Source organism: Candidatus Accumulibacter sp. ACC012 (assembly GCF_907163155.1).
Lineage (GTDB): Bacteria > Pseudomonadota > Gammaproteobacteria > Burkholderiales > Rhodocyclaceae > Accumulibacter > Accumulibacter delftensis.
Genome location: NZ_CAJQUC010000018.1, coordinates 71,460 through 95,491 on the forward strand (window position 1 = coordinate 71,460; position 24,032 = coordinate 95,491).

25 protein-coding genes and 1 tRNA gene are annotated in these 24,032 nt (G+C 63.0%); 5 read left to right on the plus strand and 21 right to left on the minus strand.

Annotated features, from left to right (window positions below):
- Positions 1 to 24: 24 nt before the first annotated feature.
- From folC to aroC, 17 genes are all read right to left on the minus strand, one after another.
- Complete coding sequence (gene folC / locus QZ648_RS17485) at positions 25 to 1,359, minus strand: bifunctional tetrahydrofolate synthase/dihydrofolate synthase (protein ID WP_291997802.1); 1,335 nt, start codon at positions 1,357 to 1,359, stop codon at positions 25 to 27.
- A 10-nt stretch (positions 1,360 to 1,369) separates the two neighbouring features.
- On the minus strand, positions 1,370 to 2,242 hold the full coding sequence (accD, locus tag QZ648_RS17490) for an acetyl-CoA carboxylase, carboxyltransferase subunit beta (protein ID WP_291997803.1): 873 nt from the start codon (positions 2,240 to 2,242) through the stop codon (positions 1,370 to 1,372).
- On the minus strand, positions 2,239 to 3,063 hold the full coding sequence (gene trpA / locus QZ648_RS17495; RefSeq protein ID WP_169065266.1) for a tryptophan synthase subunit alpha: 825 nt from the start codon (positions 3,061 to 3,063) through the stop codon (positions 2,239 to 2,241). The genes accD and trpA overlap by 4 nt, the downstream gene beginning before the upstream one ends.
- Before the next feature lie 2 nt (positions 3,064 to 3,065).
- On the minus strand, positions 3,066 to 4,271 hold the full coding sequence (trpB, locus tag QZ648_RS17500; protein ID WP_291997804.1) for a tryptophan synthase subunit beta: 1,206 nt from the start codon (positions 4,269 to 4,271) through the stop codon (positions 3,066 to 3,068).
- Between the two features lie 40 nt (positions 4,272 to 4,311).
- Positions 4,312 to 4,944: a phosphoribosylanthranilate isomerase gene (locus QZ648_RS17505; protein WP_211203617.1), complete on the minus strand. Its 633-nt coding sequence runs from the start codon at positions 4,942 to 4,944 to the stop codon at positions 4,312 to 4,314.
- Between the two features lie 14 nt (positions 4,945 to 4,958).
- Positions 4,959 to 5,753 (minus strand): tRNA pseudouridine(38-40) synthase TruA, encoded by a 795-nt coding sequence (truA, locus tag QZ648_RS17510; RefSeq protein WP_291997805.1) that lies wholly within the window; start codon positions 5,751 to 5,753, stop codon positions 4,959 to 4,961.
- Positions 5,754 to 5,756: 3 nt separating this feature from the next.
- Positions 5,757 to 6,392, minus strand: coding sequence for a hypothetical protein (locus QZ648_RS17515; protein ID WP_169065269.1), 636 nt, complete (start codon positions 6,390 to 6,392; stop codon positions 5,757 to 5,759).
- A 281-nt stretch (positions 6,393 to 6,673) separates the two neighbouring features.
- Positions 6,674 to 9,811, minus strand: a complete 3,138-nt coding sequence (locus QZ648_RS17520) for a FimV/HubP family polar landmark protein (protein WP_291997806.1) — start codon at positions 9,809 to 9,811, stop codon at positions 6,674 to 6,676.
- A 179-nt stretch (positions 9,812 to 9,990) separates the two neighbouring features.
- A complete protein-coding gene (asd, locus tag QZ648_RS17525) occupies positions 9,991 to 11,121 on the minus strand; it encodes an aspartate-semialdehyde dehydrogenase (protein ID WP_169065271.1) in 1,131 nt (376 codons plus the stop codon).
- A 39-nt stretch (positions 11,122 to 11,160) separates the two neighbouring features.
- Entirely contained in the window at positions 11,161 to 12,234 is a 1,074-nt protein-coding gene (gene leuB / locus QZ648_RS17530; protein WP_291997807.1) for a 3-isopropylmalate dehydrogenase, read from the minus strand.
- Between the two features lie 10 nt (positions 12,235 to 12,244).
- Positions 12,245 to 12,883: a 3-isopropylmalate dehydratase small subunit gene (leuD, locus tag QZ648_RS17535; protein WP_291997808.1), complete on the minus strand. Its 639-nt coding sequence runs from the start codon at positions 12,881 to 12,883 to the stop codon at positions 12,245 to 12,247.
- Positions 12,884 to 12,904: 21 nt separating this feature from the next.
- Complete coding sequence (locus QZ648_RS17540; protein WP_169065274.1) at positions 12,905 to 13,033, minus strand: entericidin A/B family lipoprotein; 129 nt, start codon at positions 13,031 to 13,033, stop codon at positions 12,905 to 12,907.
- A gap of 209 nt (positions 13,034 to 13,242) precedes the next feature.
- On the minus strand, positions 13,243 to 14,649 hold the full coding sequence (gene leuC, locus QZ648_RS17545; RefSeq protein ID WP_291997809.1) for a 3-isopropylmalate dehydratase large subunit: 1,407 nt from the start codon (positions 14,647 to 14,649) through the stop codon (positions 13,243 to 13,245).
- A 132-nt stretch (positions 14,650 to 14,781) separates the two neighbouring features.
- A complete protein-coding gene (locus QZ648_RS17550) occupies positions 14,782 to 15,621 on the minus strand; it encodes a M48 family metallopeptidase (protein ID WP_169065276.1) in 840 nt (279 codons plus the stop codon).
- The gene (locus tag QZ648_RS17555; protein WP_291997810.1) at positions 15,621 to 16,829 is read right to left on the minus strand and encodes an MFS transporter; all 1,209 of its coding nucleotides are present in this window, start codon (positions 16,827 to 16,829) and stop codon (positions 15,621 to 15,623) included. Before QZ648_RS17555 ends, QZ648_RS17550 begins: the two co-directional genes overlap by 1 nt.
- 102 nt (positions 16,830 to 16,931) lie before the next feature.
- The gene (locus QZ648_RS17560) at positions 16,932 to 17,183 is read right to left on the minus strand and encodes a DUF465 domain-containing protein (RefSeq protein ID WP_291997811.1); all 252 of its coding nucleotides are present in this window, start codon (positions 17,181 to 17,183) and stop codon (positions 16,932 to 16,934) included.
- Positions 17,184 to 17,262: 79 nt separating this feature from the next.
- A complete protein-coding gene (gene aroC / locus QZ648_RS17565) occupies positions 17,263 to 18,378 on the minus strand; it encodes a chorismate synthase (RefSeq protein WP_291997812.1) in 1,116 nt (371 codons plus the stop codon).
- Positions 18,379 to 18,726: 348 nt separating this feature from the next.
- Here aroC and QZ648_RS17570 point away from each other — a divergent pair, with 348 nt between their 5' ends.
- Positions 18,727 to 19,605: a DMT family transporter gene (locus QZ648_RS17570; RefSeq protein ID WP_211203618.1), complete on the plus strand. Its 879-nt coding sequence runs from the start codon at positions 18,727 to 18,729 to the stop codon at positions 19,603 to 19,605.
- A complete protein-coding gene (locus tag QZ648_RS17575; protein WP_291997813.1) occupies positions 19,602 to 20,549 on the plus strand; it encodes a methylated-DNA--[protein]-cysteine S-methyltransferase in 948 nt (315 codons plus the stop codon). The genes QZ648_RS17570 and QZ648_RS17575 overlap by 4 nt, the downstream gene beginning before the upstream one ends.
- Here the strand turns inward: QZ648_RS17575 and QZ648_RS17580 are convergent.
- On the minus strand, positions 20,534 to 20,674 hold the full coding sequence (locus QZ648_RS17580) for a hypothetical protein (protein WP_169065281.1): 141 nt from the start codon (positions 20,672 to 20,674) through the stop codon (positions 20,534 to 20,536). The genes QZ648_RS17575 and QZ648_RS17580 overlap by 16 nt on opposite strands.
- A 100-nt stretch (positions 20,675 to 20,774) precedes the next feature.
- On the opposite strand from QZ648_RS17580, the gene QZ648_RS17585 reads away from it, so the two are divergent.
- Genes QZ648_RS17585 through QZ648_RS17595 form a run of 3 tightly spaced genes read left to right on the plus strand, consistent with a single transcriptional unit; the run spans position 20,775 to position 23,071 of the window.
- Positions 20,775 to 21,143, plus strand: a complete 369-nt coding sequence (locus QZ648_RS17585; RefSeq protein WP_169065282.1) for a response regulator — start codon at positions 20,775 to 20,777, stop codon at positions 21,141 to 21,143.
- Positions 21,140 to 21,751 carry a chemotaxis protein CheC gene (locus QZ648_RS17590; RefSeq protein WP_169065283.1) on the plus strand — a complete coding sequence of 204 codons (612 nt, stop codon included), beginning with the start codon at positions 21,140 to 21,142 and terminating at the stop codon, positions 21,749 to 21,751. The genes QZ648_RS17585 and QZ648_RS17590 overlap by 4 nt, the downstream gene beginning before the upstream one ends.
- A complete protein-coding gene (locus tag QZ648_RS17595) occupies positions 21,752 to 23,071 on the plus strand; it encodes an ATP-binding protein (protein ID WP_169065284.1) in 1,320 nt (439 codons plus the stop codon). It begins immediately after the preceding gene.
- A 190-nt stretch (positions 23,072 to 23,261) separates the two neighbouring features.
- On the opposite strand, the gene QZ648_RS17600 is transcribed toward QZ648_RS17595, so the two are convergent.
- From QZ648_RS17600 to QZ648_RS17610, 3 genes are all read right to left on the minus strand, one after another.
- A tRNA-Pro gene (locus tag QZ648_RS17600) sits at positions 23,262 to 23,338 on the minus strand.
- Between the two features lie 30 nt (positions 23,339 to 23,368).
- Positions 23,369 to 23,743, minus strand: a complete 375-nt coding sequence (locus QZ648_RS17605) for a MerR family transcriptional regulator (protein WP_169065285.1) — start codon at positions 23,741 to 23,743, stop codon at positions 23,369 to 23,371.
- A complete protein-coding gene (locus QZ648_RS17610; protein WP_291997814.1) occupies positions 23,727 to 24,029 on the minus strand; it encodes an integration host factor subunit alpha in 303 nt (100 codons plus the stop codon). Before QZ648_RS17610 ends, QZ648_RS17605 begins: the two co-directional genes overlap by 17 nt.
- Positions 24,030 to 24,032: the final 3 nt, after the last annotated feature.

Below are 24,032 nucleotides of genomic sequence, written 5' to 3' on the forward strand. Positions count from 1 at the left end.
TGGAATCCACTGCCGTCGCTTCAATCAGTGACCGTTCTGCAGGCTACGCATGACGGCCGCGACTGTGTAGAACGATCCAAAGACGGCGATTCTATCATTTTCACCGGCCAGCTTGGCAGAACGCGCGAAGGCTTGCGCCGGTGAGGGCAGACATTCGATCTCACCACCGAGGCCAGACGCCGTCACCACCGCCGCCAGAGCGGCCGCCGAGGCACCGCGTGGCACGTCGAGATTGGCCAGCAGCCAATGATCGACCTTGCCAGCCAGCGGGGCCAGCGAGCCGGCGAGATCCTTGTCGGCAAGCATGCCGACCACGGCGAGAGTCCTGGCGAAGAAGCCCATGCCGGCAAGGTTGTCGGCCAGTTCGCCCACGGCCTGCGGATTGTGGGCAACGTCGAGGACGATGGCCGGACGGCCAGGAAGAACCTGAAAGCGCCCGGGCAAATCCAGCTCGATGAGCCCGCGCCGTACTGCGCTCATTGACAGCGGCAGCCGCAGCTTTAGGCTTTCGACGGCGGCGAGCGCGGCGCAGGCGTTGCGCAACTGGCAACGGCCACGCAAACCGGGATTGGCCAGGCCGCCTCGCCGCAAACCGCCACGCCCCCAGAAGGTCCACTGGGTTTGGTCCCCGAAATAACCGAAGTCGCGGCCCAGCAGCTGCAGATCGGCGCCGACGGCGAGCGCTTGTGCGATCAGCGAGGCGGGGGGATCGGGATCGGCGCAGAGCGCCGGCTTGCCGGCACGAAAGATGCCGGCCTTTTCGAAGCCGATCGCTTCGCGCGTCGAGCCCAGCCATTCGGTGTGATCAAGGGCAATACTGGTCACCACCGCGCAATCGGGAGGATAGACATTGACCGCATCCAGCCGCCCGCCGAGGCCGACTTCAAGAATCAGCACCTCGACCTCCTGCGCAGCAAACACTTCCAGTGCCGCCAGGGTGCCGAACTCGAAGTGGGTGAGCGCGACCTCAGCGCAAGCCTTTCTCGCCGCCTCGACTTTGCTGAAGGCCGCGCACAACAGCGCGTCGCTTACGGGTCGCCCATCGATGCGCACCCGCTCGTTGTAGCTGAGCAGATGCGGCGACGAATAGCAGCCAACGCGATAGCCGGCAAAAGTATAGATGGCTTCCAGGTAGGCGCAGGTCGAGCCCTTGCCGTTGGTCCCGGCAACCGTGATCAGCGGGCAGTGCAACTGCTGGCCGAGAGCCTCCTTGACCAGCAAGACACGTTCCAGCCCGAGCTCGATTCCCGCCACTCCCTTGGGGTGCAGGCTTTCGAGATGGGCCAGCCATGCCGCCAGAGAGGCGGGCGCGACGGCAGCAGAAACTGTCGACGCGGTGCTGTCCTGCCGCCCGCTCATGCCGCTATCCTCACTGCAGAGCCGGCAGCCTCAGCAACAGGGCCAGCACAGCCGCGACTCGATCCTTCATCTCGCGGCGGTCGACGATCATGTCGATGGCCCCCTTCTCGAGCAGGAATTCGGAGCGCTGAAAACCCTCCGGCAAAGTTTCGCGAACCGTCTGCTCGATCACCCGCGGGCCGGCAAAGCCGATCAGAGCTCCGGGCTCGGCAATCACCACATCGCCGATAAAGGCGAAGGATGCCGACACCCCGCCCATTGTCGGGTCGCTGAGAATCGAGATGAACGGCAGCTTGGCTTGCGAAAGCAGCGTCAAGATGGCCGTCACCTTGGCCATCTGCATCAGCGAGAAAAGACCTTCCTGCATGCGTGCGCCGCCCGACGAGGCGACACAGATGAAGGGCAGGCGCTGCTCGACAGCGGTTTGCACGCCACGCACGAAGCGCTCGCCCAGTACCGAGCCCATCGAACCGCCCATGAAGTTGAACTCGAAGACGGCAATGACTACCGGCAGAGTCTTCAACGTCCCATGCATGACCAGCAGCGCCTCGGTCTCGCCGGTGTCGGTAGTCGCCGCCTGCAAGCGCTCCGGATAACGCCGGCTATCCTTGAAGTTCAGCGAATCGACCGGCAAGACATCGCCGCCGATCTCGACACGCCCCTCGCCATCGAGCAGCATTTCGATTCGCGCGCGCGCGTTTACGCGCATGTGGTGAGCGCACTTTGGGCAGACGTGACAGTTGCTGGCCAGGTCCGTGGCGTAGAGCACGGCCTCACAGCTCGGGCATTTGCTCCACAGTCCCTCCGGTAGCGCCGACTTGCGCGCCGAACCTGCGCCGTTCCTCTTGATCTTCGGTGGTAGCAGCTTGCTCAACCAGTTCATGGCATTCCTCGCGACGCATTCGTTGCGGTATCGATCCCCTGGCGAAGTTCTGCGACCAGGGCACGCACTTTCTCACAGGCCTCTGCGGGTGACGAGCGCTCGAGTTCTTCGATGATTCGGCTACCGACCACCACGGCATCGGCATGTTCGGCCACCGCCGCGGCGGTCGCCGCATCGCGAATCCCGAAACCGACGCCTACCGGCACTCCGGTGCGTGCCCGAATCTCCGGGATGCGGGCAGCGACCGCGGCGACATCGAGCGCTGCCGAGCCAGTGACACCTTTCAGCGATACGTAGTAGATGTAGCCACTGGCCAGCGCACCAACCTGCGCCATGCGCGCCTCGCTGGAAGTCGGCGCCAACAGAAAAATCGGGTCGAGCGCGTGGCGGTGCAAAGTCTGCGCAAAGGCGCTCGCCTCCTCTGGTGGGTAGTCGACCACCAGGACGCCGTCCACCCCGGCGTCGAAGGACGCAGCGGCAAAAGCCTCGATTCCCATCGCCTCGATCGGATTGGCATAGCCCATCAGAACAATCGGCGTGTCGTTGTTGTCGGCACGGAAATTGGCCACCATCCCGAGCACTTTCCGTAAGCTTACGCCCTTGGCCAGCGCCCGTTCGGAGGCCCTCTGGATGGTTGGCCCGTCAGCCATCGGATCGGAGAAGGGCACGCCAAGTTCGATGATGTCGGCGCCGGCCAACACCAGCGAATGCAGCAAGGGAACGGTCAGCGCCGGATCCGGGTCGCCGGCGGTGATGAACGGGATCAGCGCCTTGCGCCCCTGCGCTCGCAAGCGCTCGAATACAGCCTCTATTTTCGACATGGTCAGAATTTGATGCCCGATTTATCGGCAACGGTGTGCATATCCTTGTCACCACGACCGGAAAGGTTGACCAGCAGGATCTTGTCTTTGGGCAGAGTCGGCGCCAGCTTGCTGGCGTAGGCCAGGGCATGGCTCGATTCGAGCGCCGGGATAATGCCTTCGAGACGGCAGAGGTCGTGAAAAGCCTGCAGCGCCTCGGCGTCGTCGATGCTGACGTACTCGGCGCGGCCGCAATCCTTGAGCCAGGCATGCTCCGGGCCAACCCCAGGATAATCGAGACCCGCCGAAATCGAATGCGTCTCGATGATCTGGCCGTTTTCATCCTGCAGGAGATAGGTCCGGTTGCCGTGCAGCACGCCGGGGCGACCAGCGGTGAGCGAAGCGGCATGCTTCCCGGTCGCGATCCCGTCGCCCGCCGCTTCGACACCGATCAGACGCACCCCGGCCACCGGGATATAGGGATGGAAAATGCCCATCGCGTTGGAGCCGCCACCGACACAGGCAATCACCGCATCCGGCTGGCGACCGCAGTGCTCCAGCATCTGCGCAATCGATTCACGACCGATAATCGACTGAAAGTCGCGCACCATCATCGGATATGGGTGCGGACCGGCCACTGTGCCGATAATGTAGAAAGTGTCGGAAACCTGTGCCACCCAGTCGCGCATTGCTTCGTTGAGCGCGTCCTTGAGCGTTCGCGAGCCGCTAGTGACCGGCACCACCGTCGCCCCGAGCAGCTTCATGCGGTAGACATTGGCCATCTGCCGCTGAATGTCGTCGGCACCCATATAGACCACGCACTCCATGCCATAGCGCGCAGCCACGGTAGCTGTCGCCACGCCGTGCTGACCGGCGCCGGTTTCGGCGATGACGCGCGGCTTTTGCATGCGCCGGGCGAGCAGCGCCTGGCCAATGCAGTTGTTGATCTTGTGCGCCCCGGTGTGGTTCAGGTCTTCACGCTTGAGATAGATCTGCGCGCCGCCAAGCAGTTCTGACCAACGCCGGGCGTGGTAGACGGGACTCGGCCGGCCGACATAGTGCCGCAGCTCGTAGTCGAATTCGGCGAGGAATTGCGGATCGCGCTGCGCGCTGGCGTAGGCTTCCTTCAGTTCGTCGAGTGCGCCGATCAGGGTTTCAGCGACGAAGACACCCCCGTACTGGCCGAAATGGCCCGCAGTGTCCGGCAAATCATAAACATCAACGGCCATCAACAATCTCCTTGCGGCGGCTTGCACCACCTGCACAGCATCAAACGGCCCTTCCCGTCGCCCGCAGCGCGGCTGCGAAGGCACGAATCTTGGCGCCATCCTTGATTCCCTTGCTCGCCTCGACGCCCGACGAGACATCCACCGCTGCCGGGCGTAGCCGGCGTACCGCCGCAGCGACATTGTCCGCATCCAGCCCGCCCGAGAGAATCAGTGGCTTGCCCAGGGAGTCCGGCACCAGCGCCCAGTCAAAAACCTTGCCGCCGCCGCCGTAACCGTCGACGAAAGCATCGAGGAGGATGGCCTGCGCCGACGGGAAGCCAGCCGCGTATTGTATCAAATCCATCCCCGGCCTGACGCGCGCCGCCTTGATGTACGGCCGCTCGAACTGCCGGCAATAGGCTTCGTCCTCGTCGCCATGAAATTGCAGAAGATGAATCGGCAACGCGGCCAACGTCGCGCGCACCTGCAGCGGTTCGGCATTGACGAAGAGTCCGACGATGCTGATGAAGGGCGGCACGGCGCCAGCCAGCGCGGCCGCCGTCGGCAGATCGACGAAGCGCGGACTCGGCGGGTAGAAAACCAGGCCCAGCGCATCGGCGCCGGCGTCGACGGCGCACAGCAGGTCCTCGCGGCGAGTCAGTCCACAAATCTTGAGGCGCGGAATCGTGGCCATGGCCGGCACGCCACTCACGATCCGGGCCCGACGGGTAGCAGCCAGCTCTCTTCAGCAACTGGCAAGCCAAACTGTGAAGGGTAGCTGACGGCGGCCAGATAGAGCCCGGCGGCGGCGAATGTCGGCGCCGCCAGGCGGCGATCGCCGGCCGTCAACAGCTCGCCAATCCACGCCGGCGGGTGCTTGCCCTGACCGACATAAATCAAACTTCCGACCAGATTGCGCACCATGTGGTGCAGGAAGGCAGAGGCCTCGAAATCGAAGACGAGGAGTTCGCCGACACGTGTGATGTCCGCTTTGCGCATGAATTTTATCGGTGAGTTAGCCTGACACTCGGCGGCCCGAAAAGCCGAGAAATCGCGTTCGCCGAGCAGCAGTTGGGCGCCCGCCTGCATCGCCTTCAGCTCGAGCGGATAGTGATACCAGCCCACCCGGCCTGGCCAGAGCCCCGTGCGATGCGCCCGGTTGAGCAGCAGATAGCGATAGTGCCGGGCATAAGCCGAAGCCCGCGCATGGAAATCGTTGGCCACCGGCTGCGCCCAGCGCACGGCGACCGCCGACGGCAGAAAGGTGTTGATCCCGCGCACCCAGGAATGCATCGGCCGATCGAGCGGGGTATCGAAGTGCACCACCTGCCCCAGCGCATGCACGCCGGCATCGGTACGCCCGGCGCAGATCACCCGCACGGCCATCCCGGCAAATTGCTGCAAGGCTTCCTGCAAGGCATCCTGAACGGTGCCGCCAGCGGGCTGTTTCTGCCAGCCGCGAAAACCGCTGCCATCGTACTCGACGGCCAAGGCGATGCGCACGCCCTACACCTGCCGCAAACAAAAGGCAGCGACCAGGCCAGCAACGAGCAGCATGAGCAAGGGGTCGAACCACGAAAAACGCCGCTCGGCAAGTTCAAGCACTTCATCGCCGTCATTCGCCGGCGCCTGGAGGAGAATCCGCCAGTCGCGCGGACGTGGCAAGGTCTCGATGTGGCGCATGACCAGCAGTAGTCGCACGACGCCGCGGTCGGGATCGATGCCGCAGTGTCGCAGCGGCTGCAGCAAGCGATGGGTGGCCAGCAGCAGTTCAGGCACAGGCATCCATTCGAGAAGGATCGCCACCGCCCACAAGGCCAGCAGCAAACGCCCGCTTTGCGTGCAAGCGGCAAGCAAACCCTCGCCAGCAGGAGCGGAAGCGCCGGCCCACGCAGGTTCGCCAGCCTCTCCCCAAGCCACAATGACGAATAGCGACAGGAAAAGCCAGCGCGTCCGCCAGGCGAGGCGCGCCGCCCGTCGCAGTGCGGCCAGGCCAAAAAACGGCAGGACGAGAAATGCCACGAGCAGTTGTTCGCCACGCAGGCACTGGCTCGCCGGCAGCAGCAGCAGCCAGACGACAAGGCGGGTGGTTGGATGCACAGCAGCCCCCCACTTAATGTGAAAGTCGCGCATGCGACTCACGAAACTCCCTTCTCCCCTCGCGGGAGAAGGGCCGGGGGTGAGACGGGGAATTCTGGGCGCATGCGCCCAGCCCGTCGAACGATTCCGGCGTGCAAGCCGGAATGCGCACTGCAAGTGAGAGGGGGACGGTCATGACTTTCATCATCCGGGGTATCTCGACTGTCATGACCGTTAATGTGAAAGTCGCGTCGGCGACGGTAATGAGCTGTCGAAACGCCCTTGACCGTGCAAGTCATGGCGTTGCCGCGGCCGGCATGGTCAGACGCTTGAGCGGTCGATATTTACTCGCGCAGCTCGCCGAGGATTGCCAGCGCCGCTTCGCGCTGCGCAGCGTCGCCATCCTTGATGACTTCCTGCAGGAGTTCACGCGCGCCTTCGAGATCGCCCATTTCCTGATACGCCTTGGCGAGGTCGATTTTGGTGGCCACCTCTTCACTGGAGCTGATTTCGACTTCGCTGCTCAGGTCCATGTCCGAGGCAAAGGCGGAATCGAGCGTGCTATCGGCCCGCGTCGTCGAGAAATCCGGGTTGACCAGGGTGTCCTCCTGGTCGGCTTCGAAAAGCGAGTCCGCGGTGTCGGTCGAATCTGGCAGATCACCGGCTTCGGCCGCGGCCGCGCCAGCGCGACCATTCCCGTCATTGTCGTCCAAATCCAGGTCCAGGCTGATTGACGCCATGTCGAACGAGGGATGTTGCATCCCCTCGCCAAGGACGGTCGACTCGGTCAGCATGACATCGAACTCCAGCGAGTCGGCACCCGCCGTCCCGATATCGAGCAACTCCTCACGCTCATCCAGCGGCAACTCTTTTCTCTCGGCGCGCTGGTCGACCGCCTCCTCGGGACCCAGATCGAACTCGAAGTCGAAGCCCCCGCTGGGCTGCGAAGACGTCTCCCGAAAACCGGTTCCCACCAGCATGGTCTCCTCGGGCATGCCAACTTCATCCACCGGCGTTGGCGGAGCATCAGGTTCGGCGTCGTCAAACTCGGCATCCGGCAATCTCGGCGCTTTCGGCAAGGAGGTGGCCAGGTCAAAATCAAGCGCATCCCCTGCTGCTGGGTTCGGGAAAGAGAGCGTCGTCTCGAGAAAATCGTCGTCGGCAAGTGCTGGCGTCTGTGGCTTCCCGTCGCCTTTGCCAAGATCAAAATCGAGGTCCGCCAGATCGGTCATCGCTGTCAAGCTTGCTGCCGTCGCCTCGACGTCAACTGCGGCTGCTTTTGGCGATTGCGCCAGCAACGGCTCCGGCTTGGGCTCGGCCGGCTTGACAAGCGTATCGTCCGAGGGGAACGCTGCAGCGTGTGCAGCAGGCGCATCGCGCCCGACGACCATCGTCTTTTCGTACGGCGACTCGAAGGCCATAGCTTCTTCAAGGGGCCGCTCTATGGCGATAGTTTTGTCGCCGGGATCAAGGCCATCGTCGTCCGCCGGCCGGGAGTCGATTGTCGCCAGCGCGGGCTCCGCCTGCGCAGCCGAACCAAACAAGGCGTTTCTAGAATCGAGCTGGAGGCCCATCTCGGCCGCTTTCCCCCACTCGCTGCCGATGCCGCCGGTAGCGTTGAACAGCTCCGTCGCCAGGGCGTCGAACGGCTTGACATCCCTGCGGCCAAAGTAAATCTCGAGCAGTTTCAGGTGAATCGTAAGCCGCCCTGGATCCTTCTGACGAGCCTCCAGGAGAATCTCTTCGGCCTGCGCGTCGCGTCCATACGCCATATAGACATCAGCCTCGGCAACCGGATCAACTTCGTCAGTGTCGATACTGCCGGGACCCACCTGGCTGAAATCAGTCTGCGCCATGGAGTGCGAGGTATCCACACTCTGCCCGCCGGTACTGCGGAATACCGAGTTGGCGATCAGGCTGTCGCCCTTCGCTCCAAGCGTGCTGGTCTGTGAATCGAGAGGTCTCTCAGCCGCGCTCTGGCGGCGACGTCTGGCAAGCCAGTAAGCGGCGAGCAGCGCGAGGATGCCACCACCGCCTGCCATGACTGGCGTACTGGTCAGCAAGCCTTCGACGAAGCTTGGCTCTTCGGGCGGCGGCAAGACAATCTTGGCTTTCGGCGCGCTTGTCTGTTTTGGCGGCTCGACCGGGCTGGGCGCTGCCGCTTTGCTCTCAGCTCGAGCTTCTTCGGCCTTCTGCTCGGCCGGCGCGGGCACTTCGCTCGGCCGGCTCACGGCAGGCGGAGCGGGTGGCTCTGCGGGCTTTTCCATCGCCACCGCAGGGGCAGCAGCAGGAACTGCGGCGGCAACTGGTGCTGCCAGCGCGGGCTGGCCAGCTGACTGCTTCTCCAGCTCAGCCAGGCTCTGGTTTTTCAACTCGACCAGCCGCTGCAACTCGGCCACGTTCCGCTCAAGAGCTGCCAAACGCTCGTTGGCTTCCTTGAGCGCCTGTTCCTTGGCGATCAGATCCTCGTCGCTGCGCTTGGCGGTCGTCGCCGGCTTGCCGCCAGCGAGTTCGCTCTTCGAGACTTTCAGCTGATCCATGGGCTCAGCAGGTGGCGCCGCAGTGTCGTCGACTTTGGTCGTGATCTTACCGGACGCTTGCTGCCGTGCCTCTTCTTCAGCGGCGGGAGCAGCGGCTGCCGCCGAGGCAAGTTTACGGCGATAGGAACTCCAGTCCGACGACTGTGCAATCACCAAGCGCTTGGCTTCTCCCTGCGGGATCGATTCTAGAGTGCTCTTCTCTGGTATCGAGAGAATCTTGCCGGCCCGCAGGCGATTCATGTTGCCGCGATCGAAGGCATCCTCGTTGGCACGGAACAGACCGACCAGCATCTGATCGAGTGACACTCCCTCAGGACGGGTTTCACGGGCAATTTTGCTCAGCGTTTCACCGCGTTCGACGCGATGCGTGCCGCCGCCGCTTGGCCCTTGCGCAGGCGGTGCCAGGGGCTGGGCCTGCAGCACGGGCGGTGGCGACACCGGTCGCGCCACTCTGCCCTCGGGCAAACGTGCTTCGCTTGTCGATCTCTCTGGCGCCAGCGGCCTGGAAACCAGGGCGGGGACTGCAGAGGCCTTTCCTTTGGCGGCAAACTCGGGAGGATCGAGCAGAAACGTGTAGTCGCGAACCAAGCGCCCCGTGGCCCAGTTGAGTTCCAGGAGCAAGTCGACGAAGGGGTCGTTGATCGGGCGAGCGGAGCGCAGCTTGATGACCGAGCGGCCGCGGGGGTTTTTGGTGATCGCAAAACTGATGCCGAGCAGGGTCGACGAGTAGTCGACGCCGGCCCGCTTGAACTCATCCGGAGAAGCGAGCTTGGCCTGCATTTCCGCAAGTTCGTCGGGAGTCGCAAAGATTTCCACCTCGGCGCGTAAAGGCTGACCGAGCGCTGAAAAGACGGTCATCTGGCCCAGGCCGGCGGCTTCGCTGGCCAATGGGAGAGTGGCCAGCGCCAGCGATGACGCGACCGCCCATACCGATGTCCGCAATCTGAGATTCCTTGCTGTTTGACTTATTTTTCTGGCCACGGCGCCACCTGAGCGTCGAAATCGGGATTATTAAAATAACATCATGGAGTTAGCCATGCAAGCTAAACTTGCTTCTGAATCGAGGCCCTGCGAAAGGCGAAAACCGGTTTTCGGGAGCCGGTTTTTCCGTGCCGCTTCAATCAGTTGTCAAGCAGAATGCGAAGCATGCGCCGAAGTGGCTCGGCTGCCCCCCAGAGCAGTTGGTCGCCGACCGTAAAAGCGCCAAGGTAGTCCGCCCCCATTGCCAGCTTGTGCAAGCGACCGACCGGGACCGTCAAGCTGCCGGTAACCGCCGCCGGAGTCAGCTTGCACTCGCTGATTTCGCGTTCGTTCGGAACGACCTGCACCCACGGATTCGCCTGCGCAATGATCGCATTGACCTCGTCGAGCGGCACATCGCGCTTGAGCTTGATGGTCAGGGCCTGCGCATGGCAACGCATTGCGCCGACACGTACGCAGAGCCCGTCGACCGGAATACTGCCTGGCGAACGGAACGGCGGGCGGCCAAGGATCTTGTTGGCCTCGGCGCCACCTTTCCACTCTTCCTTCGACTGCCCGCCTTCGACCGCCGCATCGATCCACGGGATAACGCTGCCGGCGAGCGCCGTATTACGGAAGTTGCGGGTCGGAAAGTCCGGCGAGCGCATCGTTTCAGCCACCTTGCGGTCAATGTCGAGAATCGCCGACGCCGGATCAGCCAACTCGCCCTTCACCGCATCGTACAGGGCACCCATCTGCAACAGGAGCTCGCGCATATTCTGCGCGCCGGCACCCGATGCCGCCTGGTAAGTCATCGCGCTGACCCACTCGACGAGATCATGCCGGAACAGTCCGCCAAGGCCCATCAGCATCAGCGAGACGGTGCAGTTGCCGCCGATCCAGTTCCTGCCGCCCTTGGCCAAAGCGCCATCGATGACCTCGCGATTCACCGGATCGAGGATGATCACCGCATCATCCTGCATACGCAGGGTCGACGCGGCGTCGATCCAGTGACCGTTCCAGCCCGCCGCGCGCAGCCGGGGAAAGACTTCCCTGGTGTAATCGCCGCCCTGACAGGTGATGACAATGTCCATCTGCTTGAGGGCTTCGATCGACATCGCGTCCTGCAGGCTGCCCGCGTCCTTGCCCGCCAGCAGCGGCGCCTTGCCACCCACCGCAGAGGTCGAGAAATAGAGCGGCTCGATGTGTTCGAAATCGCCTTCTTCCAGCATTCGTTGCATCAGCACCGAGCCGACCATGCCGCGCCAACCTACCAAACCTACCTTGTTCATTTGCCTACCTCTAAGAAAATTTCCACGCCATCACTTCCCTCACCCGACCTGCAGCGCGGCCAGGACCGCATCGCCCATTGCCCGGGTACCGACCTGCCGCATTCCCGGCTCATGAATGTCAGCCGTCCTGTAGCCTTGGGCAAGTACTTTCTTGACCGCGTTCTCGATGCGCTGGGCGGCGTCATGGCGCGTAAAAGTGTAGCGCAACATCATTGCCGCCGAGAGGATCGTGGCCAGCGGATTGGCCACGCCTTTGCCGGCGATGTCAGGCGCCGATCCGTGACAGGGCTCATACAGCCCCTTGTCATTGGCGTCCAGAGACGCCGAAGGCAGCATGCCGATGGAGCCGGTGAGCATCGCCGCCTCGTCGGAAAGAATGTCGCCGAACATGTTGCCGGTAACGATGACGTCGAACTGTTTCGGATTGCGTACCAGCTGCATCGCCGCATTGTCCACCAGCATGTGACTGAGCTCGACATCGGGATAGTCGGCCGCCGTCTCGATGGCCACATCGCGCCATAGCTGCGTCGTTTCCAGGACATTCATCTTGTCCACCGAGCACAGTCGGCCGCTGCGCTTGCGCGCCGCCGCGAAAGCCACCCTCAGAATGCGGCGAATCTCGCTCTCGCTGTAGTGCATGGTGTTGAAACCGAAACGCTCCTGACGACCATCGACGTCGCGCATTTCGATGCCGCGCGGCTGCCCGAAATAGATGTCGCCGGTCAACTCGCGGACGATCAGGATGTCGAGGCCGGCGACGACTTCGTTCTTCAGCGTCGAGGCATTGGCCAGTTCCGGATAGAGGATCGCCGGGCGCAGGTTGGCGAACAGGCCAAGCTGCTTGCGGATGGCCAGCAGACCGCGTTCCGGACGCTGCGCACGCGGCAGAGTGTCCCATTGCGGGCCACCGACGGCACCGAGCAGCACCGCGTCGGCGGCCTGCGCCAGGCGCTGCGTGGCTTCCGGATAGGGATCACCGGTGGCATCGACCGCGCCACCACCGAGCAGCGCTTCTTCCATCTCGCAATCGAGATCGAGGGCCTGCAGGACGCGCACCGCTTCGGCCATGATTTCCGGGCCAATCCCGTCGCCGGGGAGAATACAAATCTTCATGTTCATTTCCTTAGGCGAACAGCCAGGGCTGCTCGATTCGGCGCCGCTCTTCAAAGGCCCGGATCAGCTCGGCGTGCCGCAAGGTCAAGCCGATGTCGTCCCAGCCGTTGAGCAGGCACTCCTTGCGGAAGCCATCGACGGCAAACGACAAAGTGCGGCCGTCCGGGCAGAGCACCTGCTGTTGCTCGAGATCGATCAGCAGCCGGCAGCCGGGCGTCGACTCGACGAGCGCAAACAGGGCGTCGACCTCGGCCGCCGGCAAGACGATCGGCAGAATGCCGTTCTTGAAGCAGTTATTGTAAAAAATATCGGCAAAACTCTCCGCAATCAGCGCCCGGAAGCCGAAGTCAAGCAGCGCCCATGGCGCGTGCTCGCGCGAACTTCCACAACCGAAGTTCTTGCGCGTCAGCAGAATCCGTGCACCCTGATAGCGCGGCTGATTGAGAACGAAATCGGGCTTCAGCGGACGCTGCGAGTTGTCCCTGCCAGGCTCACCAACGTCCAGGTAGCGCCATTCGTCGAACAGGTTCGGACCGAAGCCCGAACGCTTGATCGACTTCAGGAACTGCTTGGGAATGATTGCGTCGGTATCGACGTTGGCCCGGTCAAGCGGCGCGACCAGGCCTTCAAGACGAACGAACTTGTCCATGCTCTTCCTTGTATGGCGGCCCTATTTGGCGGCCTTTTCAATCGCCTGCCCACCCTTGGAGATATCCTTGCCAACGCCCTGCATGGTGTTGCAGGCGGTCAGAAAAACAGTCGCGACCAGTGCCCCCAGTAGCAGCATCAAGCGTTTCATGCTTTCTCCTTAATGTGAAAGTCGCGTACGCGACTCACGAACCTCCCTTCTCCCCTTGCGGGAGAAGGGCCGGGGGTGAAGCGGGGAGTTCAGGGAGCATGCTCCCTGCCCGGCGAACGATTCCGGCGTGCAAGCCGGAATGCGCACTGCAAGTGGAGGGAAACGGTCATGACTTTGATGATTTTGGGTGTCTCCACCTGTCATGACCGTCAGAGCCACTCACGTACATCACAGAAATGCCCGGCAATCGCCGCCGCCGCGGCCATCTCCGGGCTGACCAGATGCGTACGACCACCGGCCCCCTGGCGCCCCTCGAAGTTACGATTCGAGGTCGACGCACAGCGTTCGCCGGGTTCGAGGCGATCGGCGTTCATCGCCAGGCACATCGAGCAACCGGGCTCACGCCACTCGAAGCCGGCGGCGCGGAAAATCTCGTCGAGCCCTTCTTCCTCGGCCTGCCGCTTGACCAGCCCCGAACCGGGGACGACCAGCGCCAGACGGATGTTGCCGGCCACTTTCTTGCCGCGGACAACGCCCGCAGCGGCACGCAAATCCTCGATCCGTGAATTGGTACACGAGCCAATGAAGATCTTGTCCAGCGGGATCTCCCGGATCGGCACATTCGCGGCCAGCCCCATGTATACCAGCGCACGCTGCATCCCTTCGCGCTTGACGGGATCGGGCTCCTGCGCCGGATCGGGCACGCTGCCATCGATCGCCACCACCATCTCGGGCGACGTGCCCCAGCTCACCTGTGGCTGGATGTCCTCGGCAGAGAACTCGATCACGCTGTCGAACTCGGCGCCGTCGTCGCTGCGCAGCGATCGCCAGTGGGTGACAGCACGCTCCCACAACTCCGCTTTTGGAGCAAAGGGGCGACCGCGCAGATAGTCGATGGTCACCTCGTCGACGGCCACCATGCCCAGCCGCGCACCGGCTTCTATGGCCATATTGCAAAGCGTCATCCGCCCTTCCATCGACAGGCCGCGAATTGCGCTGCCGGCAAACTCGAGAGCATAGCCGGTCCCGCCAGCGGTACCGATACGGGCAATGATCGCCAGCGCGACATCCTTGGCCGTGACGCCCTTGCCGAGAACCCCGTCGACACGCAGCAGCAGGGTTTTTGACTTCTTCTGCAGCAGGCACTGCGTCGCCAGGACGTGCTCGACCTCGGAAGTACCGATGCCGTGCGCCATGCACGCGAAAGCGCCGTGCGTACTGGTATGCGAATCGCCGCAGACGACGGTCATGCCGGGCAGGGTCGCGCCGCTTTCTGGACCGACCACGTGCACGATCCCCTGCCGCGGATCCTTGAACGGGAAGAAAGCCAGAGCCCCGACTTCGCGGATATTGGCATCCAGGGTCTCGACCTGCAGGCGTGCGACGGGATCCTCGATGCCGCGATCCCAATGCTCGGTGGGCGTATTATGGTCCGCCGTAGCGACAATCGAAGATACGCGCCACGGCTTGCGGCCGGCCAGCTTGAGGCCCTCGAAGGCCTGCGGACTGGTCACCTCGTGCACCAGGTGGCGGTCGATATAGATCAGCGCCGTTCCGTCCGCTTGCTGGTTGACGACGTGGTCCTGCCAAAGTTTTTCGTACAAGGTCTGCGGCATAGGTCGACGATCCGACGAAGTTCGGCCTCGGTGGGTCCATGGAGGGCAGAATTATGTCACACCGCGCGGGTCGCTGTCAGTGCTGGCTTGCACGCCCGGCAAGTGCTAGGCTAACGCCGCTGCTCGCTACGCTCAGCGCGACTTGCGCGCCGCCAGGTACAACGGTTGCACGCGCTGCACATAAACACGCAAATCGGCGATGCGTGTGTCGTGCGAGGGGTGGGTCGACAGCCACTGTGGTGGCTGCCCTTCCGAGACGCGCCCCATTTTCTCCCACAGCGAGATCGCTGCACTCGGATCGTAAGCGGCGCGCGCCGCGAGTTCGACGCCGATGCGGTCAGCTTCCTGCTCAAATGCGCGCGAGTTGGGGCGCATGAAAGCCAGATCGCCGACACCGCCGATGACGCTTTTGCCAAGGCCGGCATCGACGCCGAAGTAGGCACCGATCAAGGCCCCGCCAAGTGCTGCCGCGACATCCAGGCCGGCCGACTGGCCAGCTTTCTCACGCCCATGCTCACGCAGCGCGTGCGCAATCTCATGCCCCATCACCGCGGCCAGTTCGTCGTCGCCAAGCTGCAACTGCTCGATCAAGCCGGTGTACACCGCAATCTTGCCGCCCGGCATGCACCAGGCGTTGAGTTCTTTGGAGCTGACGACATTGACTTCCCATTGCCAGCCCGGCGCATCGGCGCGAAAAACCGCGGTCACCGGGATCAAGCGCTTGGCGATCGCCCGCACCCGCTCGCTCTGCTGCGCATCGCTATTGAGCAGCTTCTTGCTCTGCGCCGCCTGCATCGCCTCCTGGTAAGCCTTGGCGGCGGAGCGATCGACTTCGTCCGACGAAACCAGCATCACCTGCTCACGATCGACGCCAACCCGGCCAGCGCTGGTCGTGCGGGTCGTTGCGCAAGCGGCGACGACGAACACTGCGAGCACGAGAAGCCAGTAACGACAGCCAGAACGGATACTCATCATTTACCTCCAGAAGTTTGTGCCAACGCGGCAAATGACGCCGCTTGGCCGCCGCCAGGATCGTCGAGATCGTTTCTCTTGACTCCGACGGCGACGAAGATCAGACCGAGCAGCGCAAATGCCGCGCTCATGGTGAAAGTGGAAGCCGCCCCCCAAACGTCCCAGCCCCAACCGCTGAGCAGAGTGCCAAGCAAGCCTCCAGCGCCAAACGACAGGCTCGAATACAAGGCCTGGCCACGCGCCTGAGAGCGACCCGGAAACCAGCGATTGACAGCGGCAATCGCCGCCGCATGGTAGGCGCCGAAAGTGAAGCCATGCAGCAACTGCGCGATGACGATCAGCGCCACGCTGTCGACAGCCCAGCCAATCATCAGGAAGCGTACGATAGCGGCCGCAAAGCTGAGCAGCAAAATGGTCCGTAAGCCAAAGCGACGCAGCAAGCCGACCATGAAGAAAAAGACCACGATCTCGGCAAGAACGCCGAGCGACCACAGGCAACCGACCAGGAACTTGCTGTAGTGATGCTCGGCGAGGTGAATCGAGTAGAACACGTAAAGTGCGCCGTGCGCCGCCGACATCGCGACGCAGGCGGCAAAAAGCGCCCTGACGCGCCGCTGGCGAAGGATTTCACCCACCGGCAGCTGCGCATCGCTGGCTGCGTGCGCCGGCGCCTCGGGAACCGCCAGTGCATAAATCAGAATTCCGGCCAGTGTTGCCGCGATTACCCACAGCAACGCGGACAGCGGCAGCCGGTCGAGTAGCGCTCCGGTGCCCATCACCGCGACGATGAAACCGACCGAACCCCACAGCCGAATGCGACTGTAACGTGCCGGCTGCTCGCGCAGATGATCGAAGGTCAGCGTCTCGACCAGCGGCAACGCGGCGCTCCAGAAAAAGGCCAGCAAAGCCATCGCCAGCAGCATTGCCTCGAAGCTGCGCACGGCAAAGAAGAGCGAAAAACCGATCAGGCTAAGGACGCCGGCGAGGCGGACGATGGCCACCCGCTGCCCGAGGCGGTCGGCCAGCGCACCCCACAGATAGGGAGCGAACAGGCGCATCAACTGCATCTGGGACATCAGCAGCCCGATGTCCCAGGCCGAAAACGACAGCGACTTAAGATAGAGCCCGAAATACGGTGAGAACGCGCCGATGAAGGCGAAATAAAAGAAGTAGTAGCCGGAAAGACGCCAGTAGGGCAGAGCATGCATCCGGCAATTCTACCGGATGCTGCCGCAGCAACCGGCGGCTAGCGGCTCGCAGGCTCCATTGCTTGGTTGCTCAGCCGCTCAATCGCTCAATCGCTCAATCGCTCAATCGCGGTTCTTGAATGCGACCAACATCCGGTACATCTGATCCTTGAGCAGTACGCGCTGCTTCTTCATCGTTTCGATGATGAAATCGCCGACCGGCAGGTCTTCTTCCTCGAGACGCTCGACCTCGCGCGTCAGTTGATGGTATTCGTCATACATCTCGCCAAACGGCGCGCTCGAAGCTTTCAGGGCGTGAATCGAATCCAGGTACTCGGGGAACTCGTGGTGCAGGTCGTGGTGCTCAATTTGCATGATCCTAGCCTCTCGCTTATCCCGGCCGGCCCGATGCGCGACCAGACCATGTGATTATAACCAGAGCCACAGGCTGCCGTCACTTCGCCGCGGCATCGATTGCAGTGCCAGGAATACGCGGGGTGGCGCAGCGCACGTCAGCACACTGGGCGCGATGACGCAAGGCATGATCGATCAAGACCAGCGCCAGCATCGCCTCGACAATTGGTGCTGCGCGGATACCAACGCAGGGATCGTGCCGGCCATGCGTTTCGACCATGGCCGCGTTGCCGGCAGAGTCTACGGAACGGCGCGGCAAACGAATGCTCGAGGTCGGTTTGATCGCCACACTGACGACCAGGTCCTGACCTGTAGAGATGCCGCCGAGCACTCCGCCGGCATGATTGCTGAGGAAACCCTGCGGCGTCATTTCGTCGCCATGCTCGCTGCCGCGCTGGGCAACGCTGGCAAAACCGGCGCCGATCTCGACCCCTTTGACGGCATTGATGCTCATCATCGCGTAGGCAATCTCGGCGTCGAGGCGGTCGTAGACCGGTTCGCCCCAACCGGGCGGCACGGCGCTGGCGACGACGGTGATCTTCGCGCCCACCGAATCGCCCGCCTTGCGCAATCCATCCATGTAATCCTCCAGTTCCGGAACAATCGCCGCATTCGGCGCGAAGAAGGGATTGCCGGCAATTGCCGCGGCGTCGAGAAAGGGGATTTCGATGGGCCCAAGCTGGCTCATCCAGGCGCTGATCGTGACCCCGTAACGCTCGGCCAACCACTTGCGGGCGATTGCCCCGGCGGCGACACGCACCGCCGTTTCGCGCGCCGACGAGCGACCGCCGCCGCGATGATCGCGAAAACCGTACTTCTGCGTGTAGACGTAGTCCGCATGTCCCGGCCGGAAGGTCTCGGCAATATTGCCGTAGTCCTTGCTGCGCTGATCCTGATTGCGGATCAACAGGCCGATCGGCGTTCCCGTCGTGCGGCCCGCGAAGACTCCCGAAAGAATCTCGACCTGATCGGGCTCGCGGCGCTGCGTCACATGCCGGGAGGTCCCCGGCCGACGGCGGTCGAGTTGGCACTGAATGTCGGCTTCCGAAATGGCCAGCCCGGGCGGACAGCCATCGACCACGCAGCCGATCGCCGGACCGTGTGACTCGCCAAACGAAGTCACTGTGAACAGCGTGCCAATGGTGTTGCCGGACATGGTTTTCTCTTGAGCGTTAGAATAGGCGCAAAGTCTACCATAGCGTTCAGCCGCCGCTCCGCAGCCAGCCCGATGACCGACAAGCCTGCCCGTTCCGCCAAACCACTGCCGACGCCCAGCGCGAAAGCAGCCGCGCGGCAGCCCTCCCCGCCACCCGGGAATCCCCTGCGCCAGGCAGACACTCGCTGGCAGCGAAGCGTTCGCTATGGCTGGGACAAGGGAGGCAGCAAGGGCGGGAGGTAGCCAGCCACGGCCAAGCGCAGCCGTCACGATGCGCAAGAATCGGGTGGCCAGGGGCCGCTGCCGAGACGACAATCGAAGCCCATCCCCTCCTTACGAAAGCCCTGCATGAATGCTGCCAGTATCACCCGACTGTTCTTGCTCGCTGCGATCTGGGGCGCTTCGTTTCTGTTCATGCGCGTCAGCGTCCCGGCCTTCGGTCCGGTGGCGCTGATCATGTTTCGCGTCGGCATCGCCGCCGTATTCCTCGGACTGGTCGCCCGCGTCCTGAAACAGTCGCTGGGAATGGGCCGCCTGTGGAAGCACTTTCTGAGCATTGGCGTCCTCAACTCGGCGCTCCCCTTCCTCCTCTTTGCCTACGCCGCGCAATCGCTGCCGGCCTCGCTGCTGGCGATTCTAAACGCCACTTCGCCGCTCTTCGGAGCAGCGATCGGCGCGCTCTGGCTGGGCGTACCGCTGACCGGCAGCGTCGCCCTCGGCCTCGGCTGCGGCCTGGCTGGGGTCAGCGTGCTCGTTGGCCAGAACCTCGCGCTGGCCGGCAGCGCTGAGTGGCCGGCGGTCGCCGCCGGGCTGCTCGCGCCGCTCTCATACAGCCTGGCGAGCCTCTACACCAAGGCCCGACCCGGCCTGGCGACGCCCTTCGGCAATGCGCACGGCAGCATGTGGATGGCTACCCTGGTGTTGCTGCCGCTGTTCCTTCTGGCCCCTGTGCGGCAGACGCCCGATGTCGGCGACTGGACAGCCGTCTCGCTGCTGGCGATCGTCTGCACCGGCGCCGCCTATCTGCTCTATTTTCGCCTGATCGACGATGTCGGCCCGACGCGCGCACTTTCGGTGACTTTTCTGATCCCGGTCTTCGGCGTTCTCTGGGGGGCCCTATTCCTCGACGAAGCTGTCGGCTGGCACACCCTGCTCGGCGGCGCACTGATCCTGACCGGCATCGCACTGACCGCCGGCCTGCTCGGGCGCTGCGGGCAAACGGCATGAACGAGCTCGCCGCCCGCTGCCGCGCCTATGAAACGGTCGCCCGGGCAATTCGCTTCGTCAAACAGCGCCGCCCCAGCCAGCCCAGCCTGCAGGAGATCGCCGCACACGTCGGCATGAGCCATTTCCATTTGCAGCGCCTGTTCAGCGTCTGGGTCGGCATTTCGCCGAAGCGCTTTCTGCAATACCTGACCACCGAACACGCCCGATCGCTGCTCCGTGGCAAGTACGACGTGCTCGCCGCAGCGCACGCGGCAGGACTCTCCGGACCCGGCCGTCTGCACGACTTGATGGTCGCCTGCGACGCAGCAACACCAGGCGAAGTGCGCTCCCTCGGCGAGGGGCTACAGATCACCTATGGCTTCGCGCCGACGCCTTTCGGGCGGGTCATTGCCGGCAGCACCGCGCGTGGCCTTTGCCATCTGCAGTTCGTGAACGCCAATGACAGCACCGACGACGCCGACGCCGACGCCGATGGCGATGGCGATGGCGATGGCGATGGCGATGGCGATGGCGATGGCGATGGCGATGGCGATGCGGGCGCCATACGGCAACTGCAGGCCGATTGGCAGCACGCGCGACTGCTCCGCGACGATGCAGCGCTGGCAAGCAGCATCGGACGCGTTTTCTCGCTGGTCGGCGACGAACGACCGCTGCACCTTCTCCTCCGTGGTACGAATTTTCAGCTCAAGGTCTGGCAAGCGCTGATCGACATTGCCCCGGGCGAGGTGGTCTCGTACGGAGAACTGGCCGCGCGCATCGAGCATCCTCGCGCCCAACGCGCGGTCGCTTCGGCGCTGGCCCGCAACCGTATCGCGGTTCTCATTCCCTGCCATCGCGTCATTCGCGAGAATGGTGATGTCGGCAATTATCGCTGGGGCGGCGACCGTAAACAGGCGCTTTTGGCCGTCGAAGCGGCGCGCAGGGTCGGTCAAAGCCGCGTATGATCATTCGCCACCGACCAGCGAGCGGCGTCCGCGCGCAACGCTGCATTTTCCGACGAACGGTCGTCGCTGCCGCACCGGTCCTTGTTGCGTGCCACGATCCGCGGAAAGGACAGCAGGCGCAGCATGAGCAAAGGACTCGCCCCCCGGGCAAGGCACACGGATCAGGGTCTGGGTACCCATAAAACAGCCGAAGAACGAAGCAGCCCAATAAGTTGAGGAGCGAAAATGCCGGTTTCGGTTCTGGTCGTCGATGATTCGGCGATGGCGCGCAAAATGCTGATTCGAGCCTTGCCGCCCGATTGGGACATCACCGTCACGCAGGTATCGAATGGCAGCGACGCCTTGGCGCATTACCGGCAGGGAGGGGTCGATGTGATGTTCCTGGATCTGACCATGCCGGAGATGGACGGCTATCAGGTCCTCGCAACGCTGCGCAGCGAAGACCTGAACTGTCTGGTCATCGTCGTTTCGGCGGACATCCAGGAGGCGGCGCAGGCGCGCGTCCGCGCGATGGGCGCCATCGCCTTCATCAAAAAGCCGGTTGATACCGAGCGCGTCAGGGCGGTGCTCAAGGAATATGGGCTCCTGGTATGACCATAGAATGCATCAGCGAAGAGCAGCGCGAGGCTTTGCAGGAAGTGGCGAATATCGGCATGGGTCAGGCCGGCGCCTCGATTGCCAAGGTCCTGGGCGAGTTTGTCGAGCTGTCGGTACCACGGATCAGCGCCGTGGAGGCGGCCGGGATACCCGCCGCATTGGCCGCGCTCGTCGGCGGCGACGTCGCTTCGGCCGTCCGCCAGGCCTTCCTTGGCGAACTCCGTGGCGAGGCGATCGTCATTTTTTCCGGGCATTCGGCAGGCGACCTGGCTGAGCTGCTTTGCTACGATGACGCCCTGGACGGCCCGGCCAGCCTCGAGCTGCTGCTCGACATCAGCAACGTTCTCGTCGGCGCCTGCCTCGGCGGCATAGCGCAGCTACTACGCACCGCGATCGGCTTTTCGGCGCCCTCCCTGCTCGCTGACCAGGTGGCCACCGGCAAGCTCCTGCAGGTGGATGAAATCAGCGCGCGCAGCGCAGTCCTGGTCGAGGTGCGCTTCGGGATCGAGCAGCGGACCTTCTGCAGTCATCTGGTGATGCTCATGCCGGACGACGCAGTCGCCGCCCTGCGCCGGGCGCTTGACCGCTTCATCGAGGAGCTCTGAGTGACAGCGGCCGCTCAGGTTGGCGAGACCCGTGCGCTGCTCGAATCGCTGGTCGAGCGCATCGACGTGGGTATTTTCGCCGTCGATCGCAGTGCCACGGTCGTGCTCTGGAACACCTTCATGGCCATCCATAGCGGCAAGTCGAGCGCTGCCATGCTGGGTCAGAACCTGTTCGCCATGTTTCCGGAACTGCCCCGAGCGTGGCTAGAAAAGAAGCTGGAAAGTGTCTTTATCCTTGGCAACAACGCGTTCACCTTGTGGAACCTGCGGCCGTATCTGTTCCGCTTCGCAAACAGTCGGCCAATCACCGGCGGCCTTGCCGAGATGCGCCAGAATGTCACTTTCCTGCCGATACGCTTTGCTGGCGGCGAGGTAGCGCTGGTTTGCGGCACGGTCTTCGACTACACCGACACGGCGATCGCTCAGCACAAGCTGCACGACGCGATCGGCGCCCTGCACCAGGAGAAGGACGCCCAGGCGCAATTGATCGTAAAGCTGGAAGCGGCGCAGAACCAGCTCCTGCAAGCAGAGAAGATGGCCTCGATCGGCCAGCTTGCCGCCGGCATCGCACATGAAATCAATAACCCGGTAGGCTTTGTCAATTCAAATCTGCAGACGCTCAAGAAATACTGCCAACAAATGCTGCAGCTGATCATGACCTATCAGGGCGCCGCGACACAGATCGGCGATGTCGAGTTGCGCGAGAAAATCAGCGCCCTGACGCAAACCATGGATATTGATTTCCTGCAGGAGGATCTGCCCGATTTGATCAAGGAAAGCGAGGATGGACTGCTGCGCATCAAGAAGATCGTCGAAGATCTGAAAGATTTCTCGCACGTCAATAAATCCGACTGGCAGTATGCCGACCTCAATGCCGGCCTGGACTCGACACTCAACGTGGTGTGGAACGAAGTCAAGTACAAGGCCACCGTCGCCAAGAACTACGGCGTCTTGCCGGCCGTCGAGTGCCTCGCTGCACAGCTCAATCAGGTTTTCTTGAACCTCATCGTCAATGCCGTGCAGGCACTGGACGAAAGCAAGGGCATGGGCACAATCACGCTAGCGACCGGTCATCAGGACGAGTGGGTGTGGGTGGAGGTTCAGGACAACGGTCTCGGGATGAGCGCGGAAACGAAGAAGCGGCTTTTCGAACCCTTCTTCACGACCAAGCCGGTGGGCAAGGGAACGGGGCTCGGAATGTCGGTTTCCTACAATATTGTCCAGAAGCATCACGGTCGCATCGAGCTTGACTCGCTACCGGGCGAAGGCACGCGGTTCAGGGTCTGGGTGCCGGTGAAACAGGCGAAGATGGTCGATTGAATGCGGCCGACAACCATAACGCGGTCGCTCGCGCCAAGCGCGCGCAGAAGGTGCGACACCGGCAAGGGGACGAGCGAAGCGGTGCAGCGCCGGAAGCCGCGAAGAGCGCGAGCACCTGAACGCTCCTCGGCGCACGCAAAAAACCGGCGCGAGGCCGGTTTCTTGCTTTTCTCTAGCTTCTTGATTCTTTTGGTCGGGGCGCCGGGATTCGAACTCGGGACCCCTTGCACCCCATGCAAGTGCGCTACCAGGCTGCGCCACGCCCCGACAAGCTGCGAATTATAACCGAAATCGTCGTCAGTGCCCTTCAAGGCGCAGCATTTCTGCAATGCTCAGCAACTCGGCACGCAGCACCTCGTTGCTCATCACCGAATCGCTGCTGGCGGCCTGCGGCTCGTCATCTTCGAGCCGATTGCGAGCACCGCTGATCGTGAAACCCTGACTGTAGAGAAGCTCCCGGATACGGCGCACCAAGAGCACTTCGTGGTGTTGATAGTAGCGGCGGTTGCCGCGGCGCTTGACCGGCTTGAGTTGCGAAAACTCCTGCTCCCAATAGCGCAACACGTGCGGTTTGACGCCACACAGCTCGCTCACCTCGCCGATCGTGAAGTAACGCTTGGCCGGTATGGCCGGCAACGGCTCATTGCCGATGTCTCTAGGATTGGCTTCCATCATAAGCGTGCTCCACCTCGGCCTTCAGTTTCTGGCTGGCATGAAAAGTGACCACGCGTCGCGCAGTGATCGGGATTTCTTCGCCAGTTTTTGGGTTGCGGCCTGGCCGCTGCGGTTTGTCGCGCAATTGGAAATTGCCGAATCCGGAGAGCTTCACGCCATCCCCCCGTTCCAGCGCATTGCGGATCTCTTCGAAAAAAGCCTCCACCATGTCCTTGGCCTCGCGCTTGTTCAGGCCGACCTTCTCGAACAGAAATTCGGCCAGCTCTGCTTTGGTAAGCGTCATACC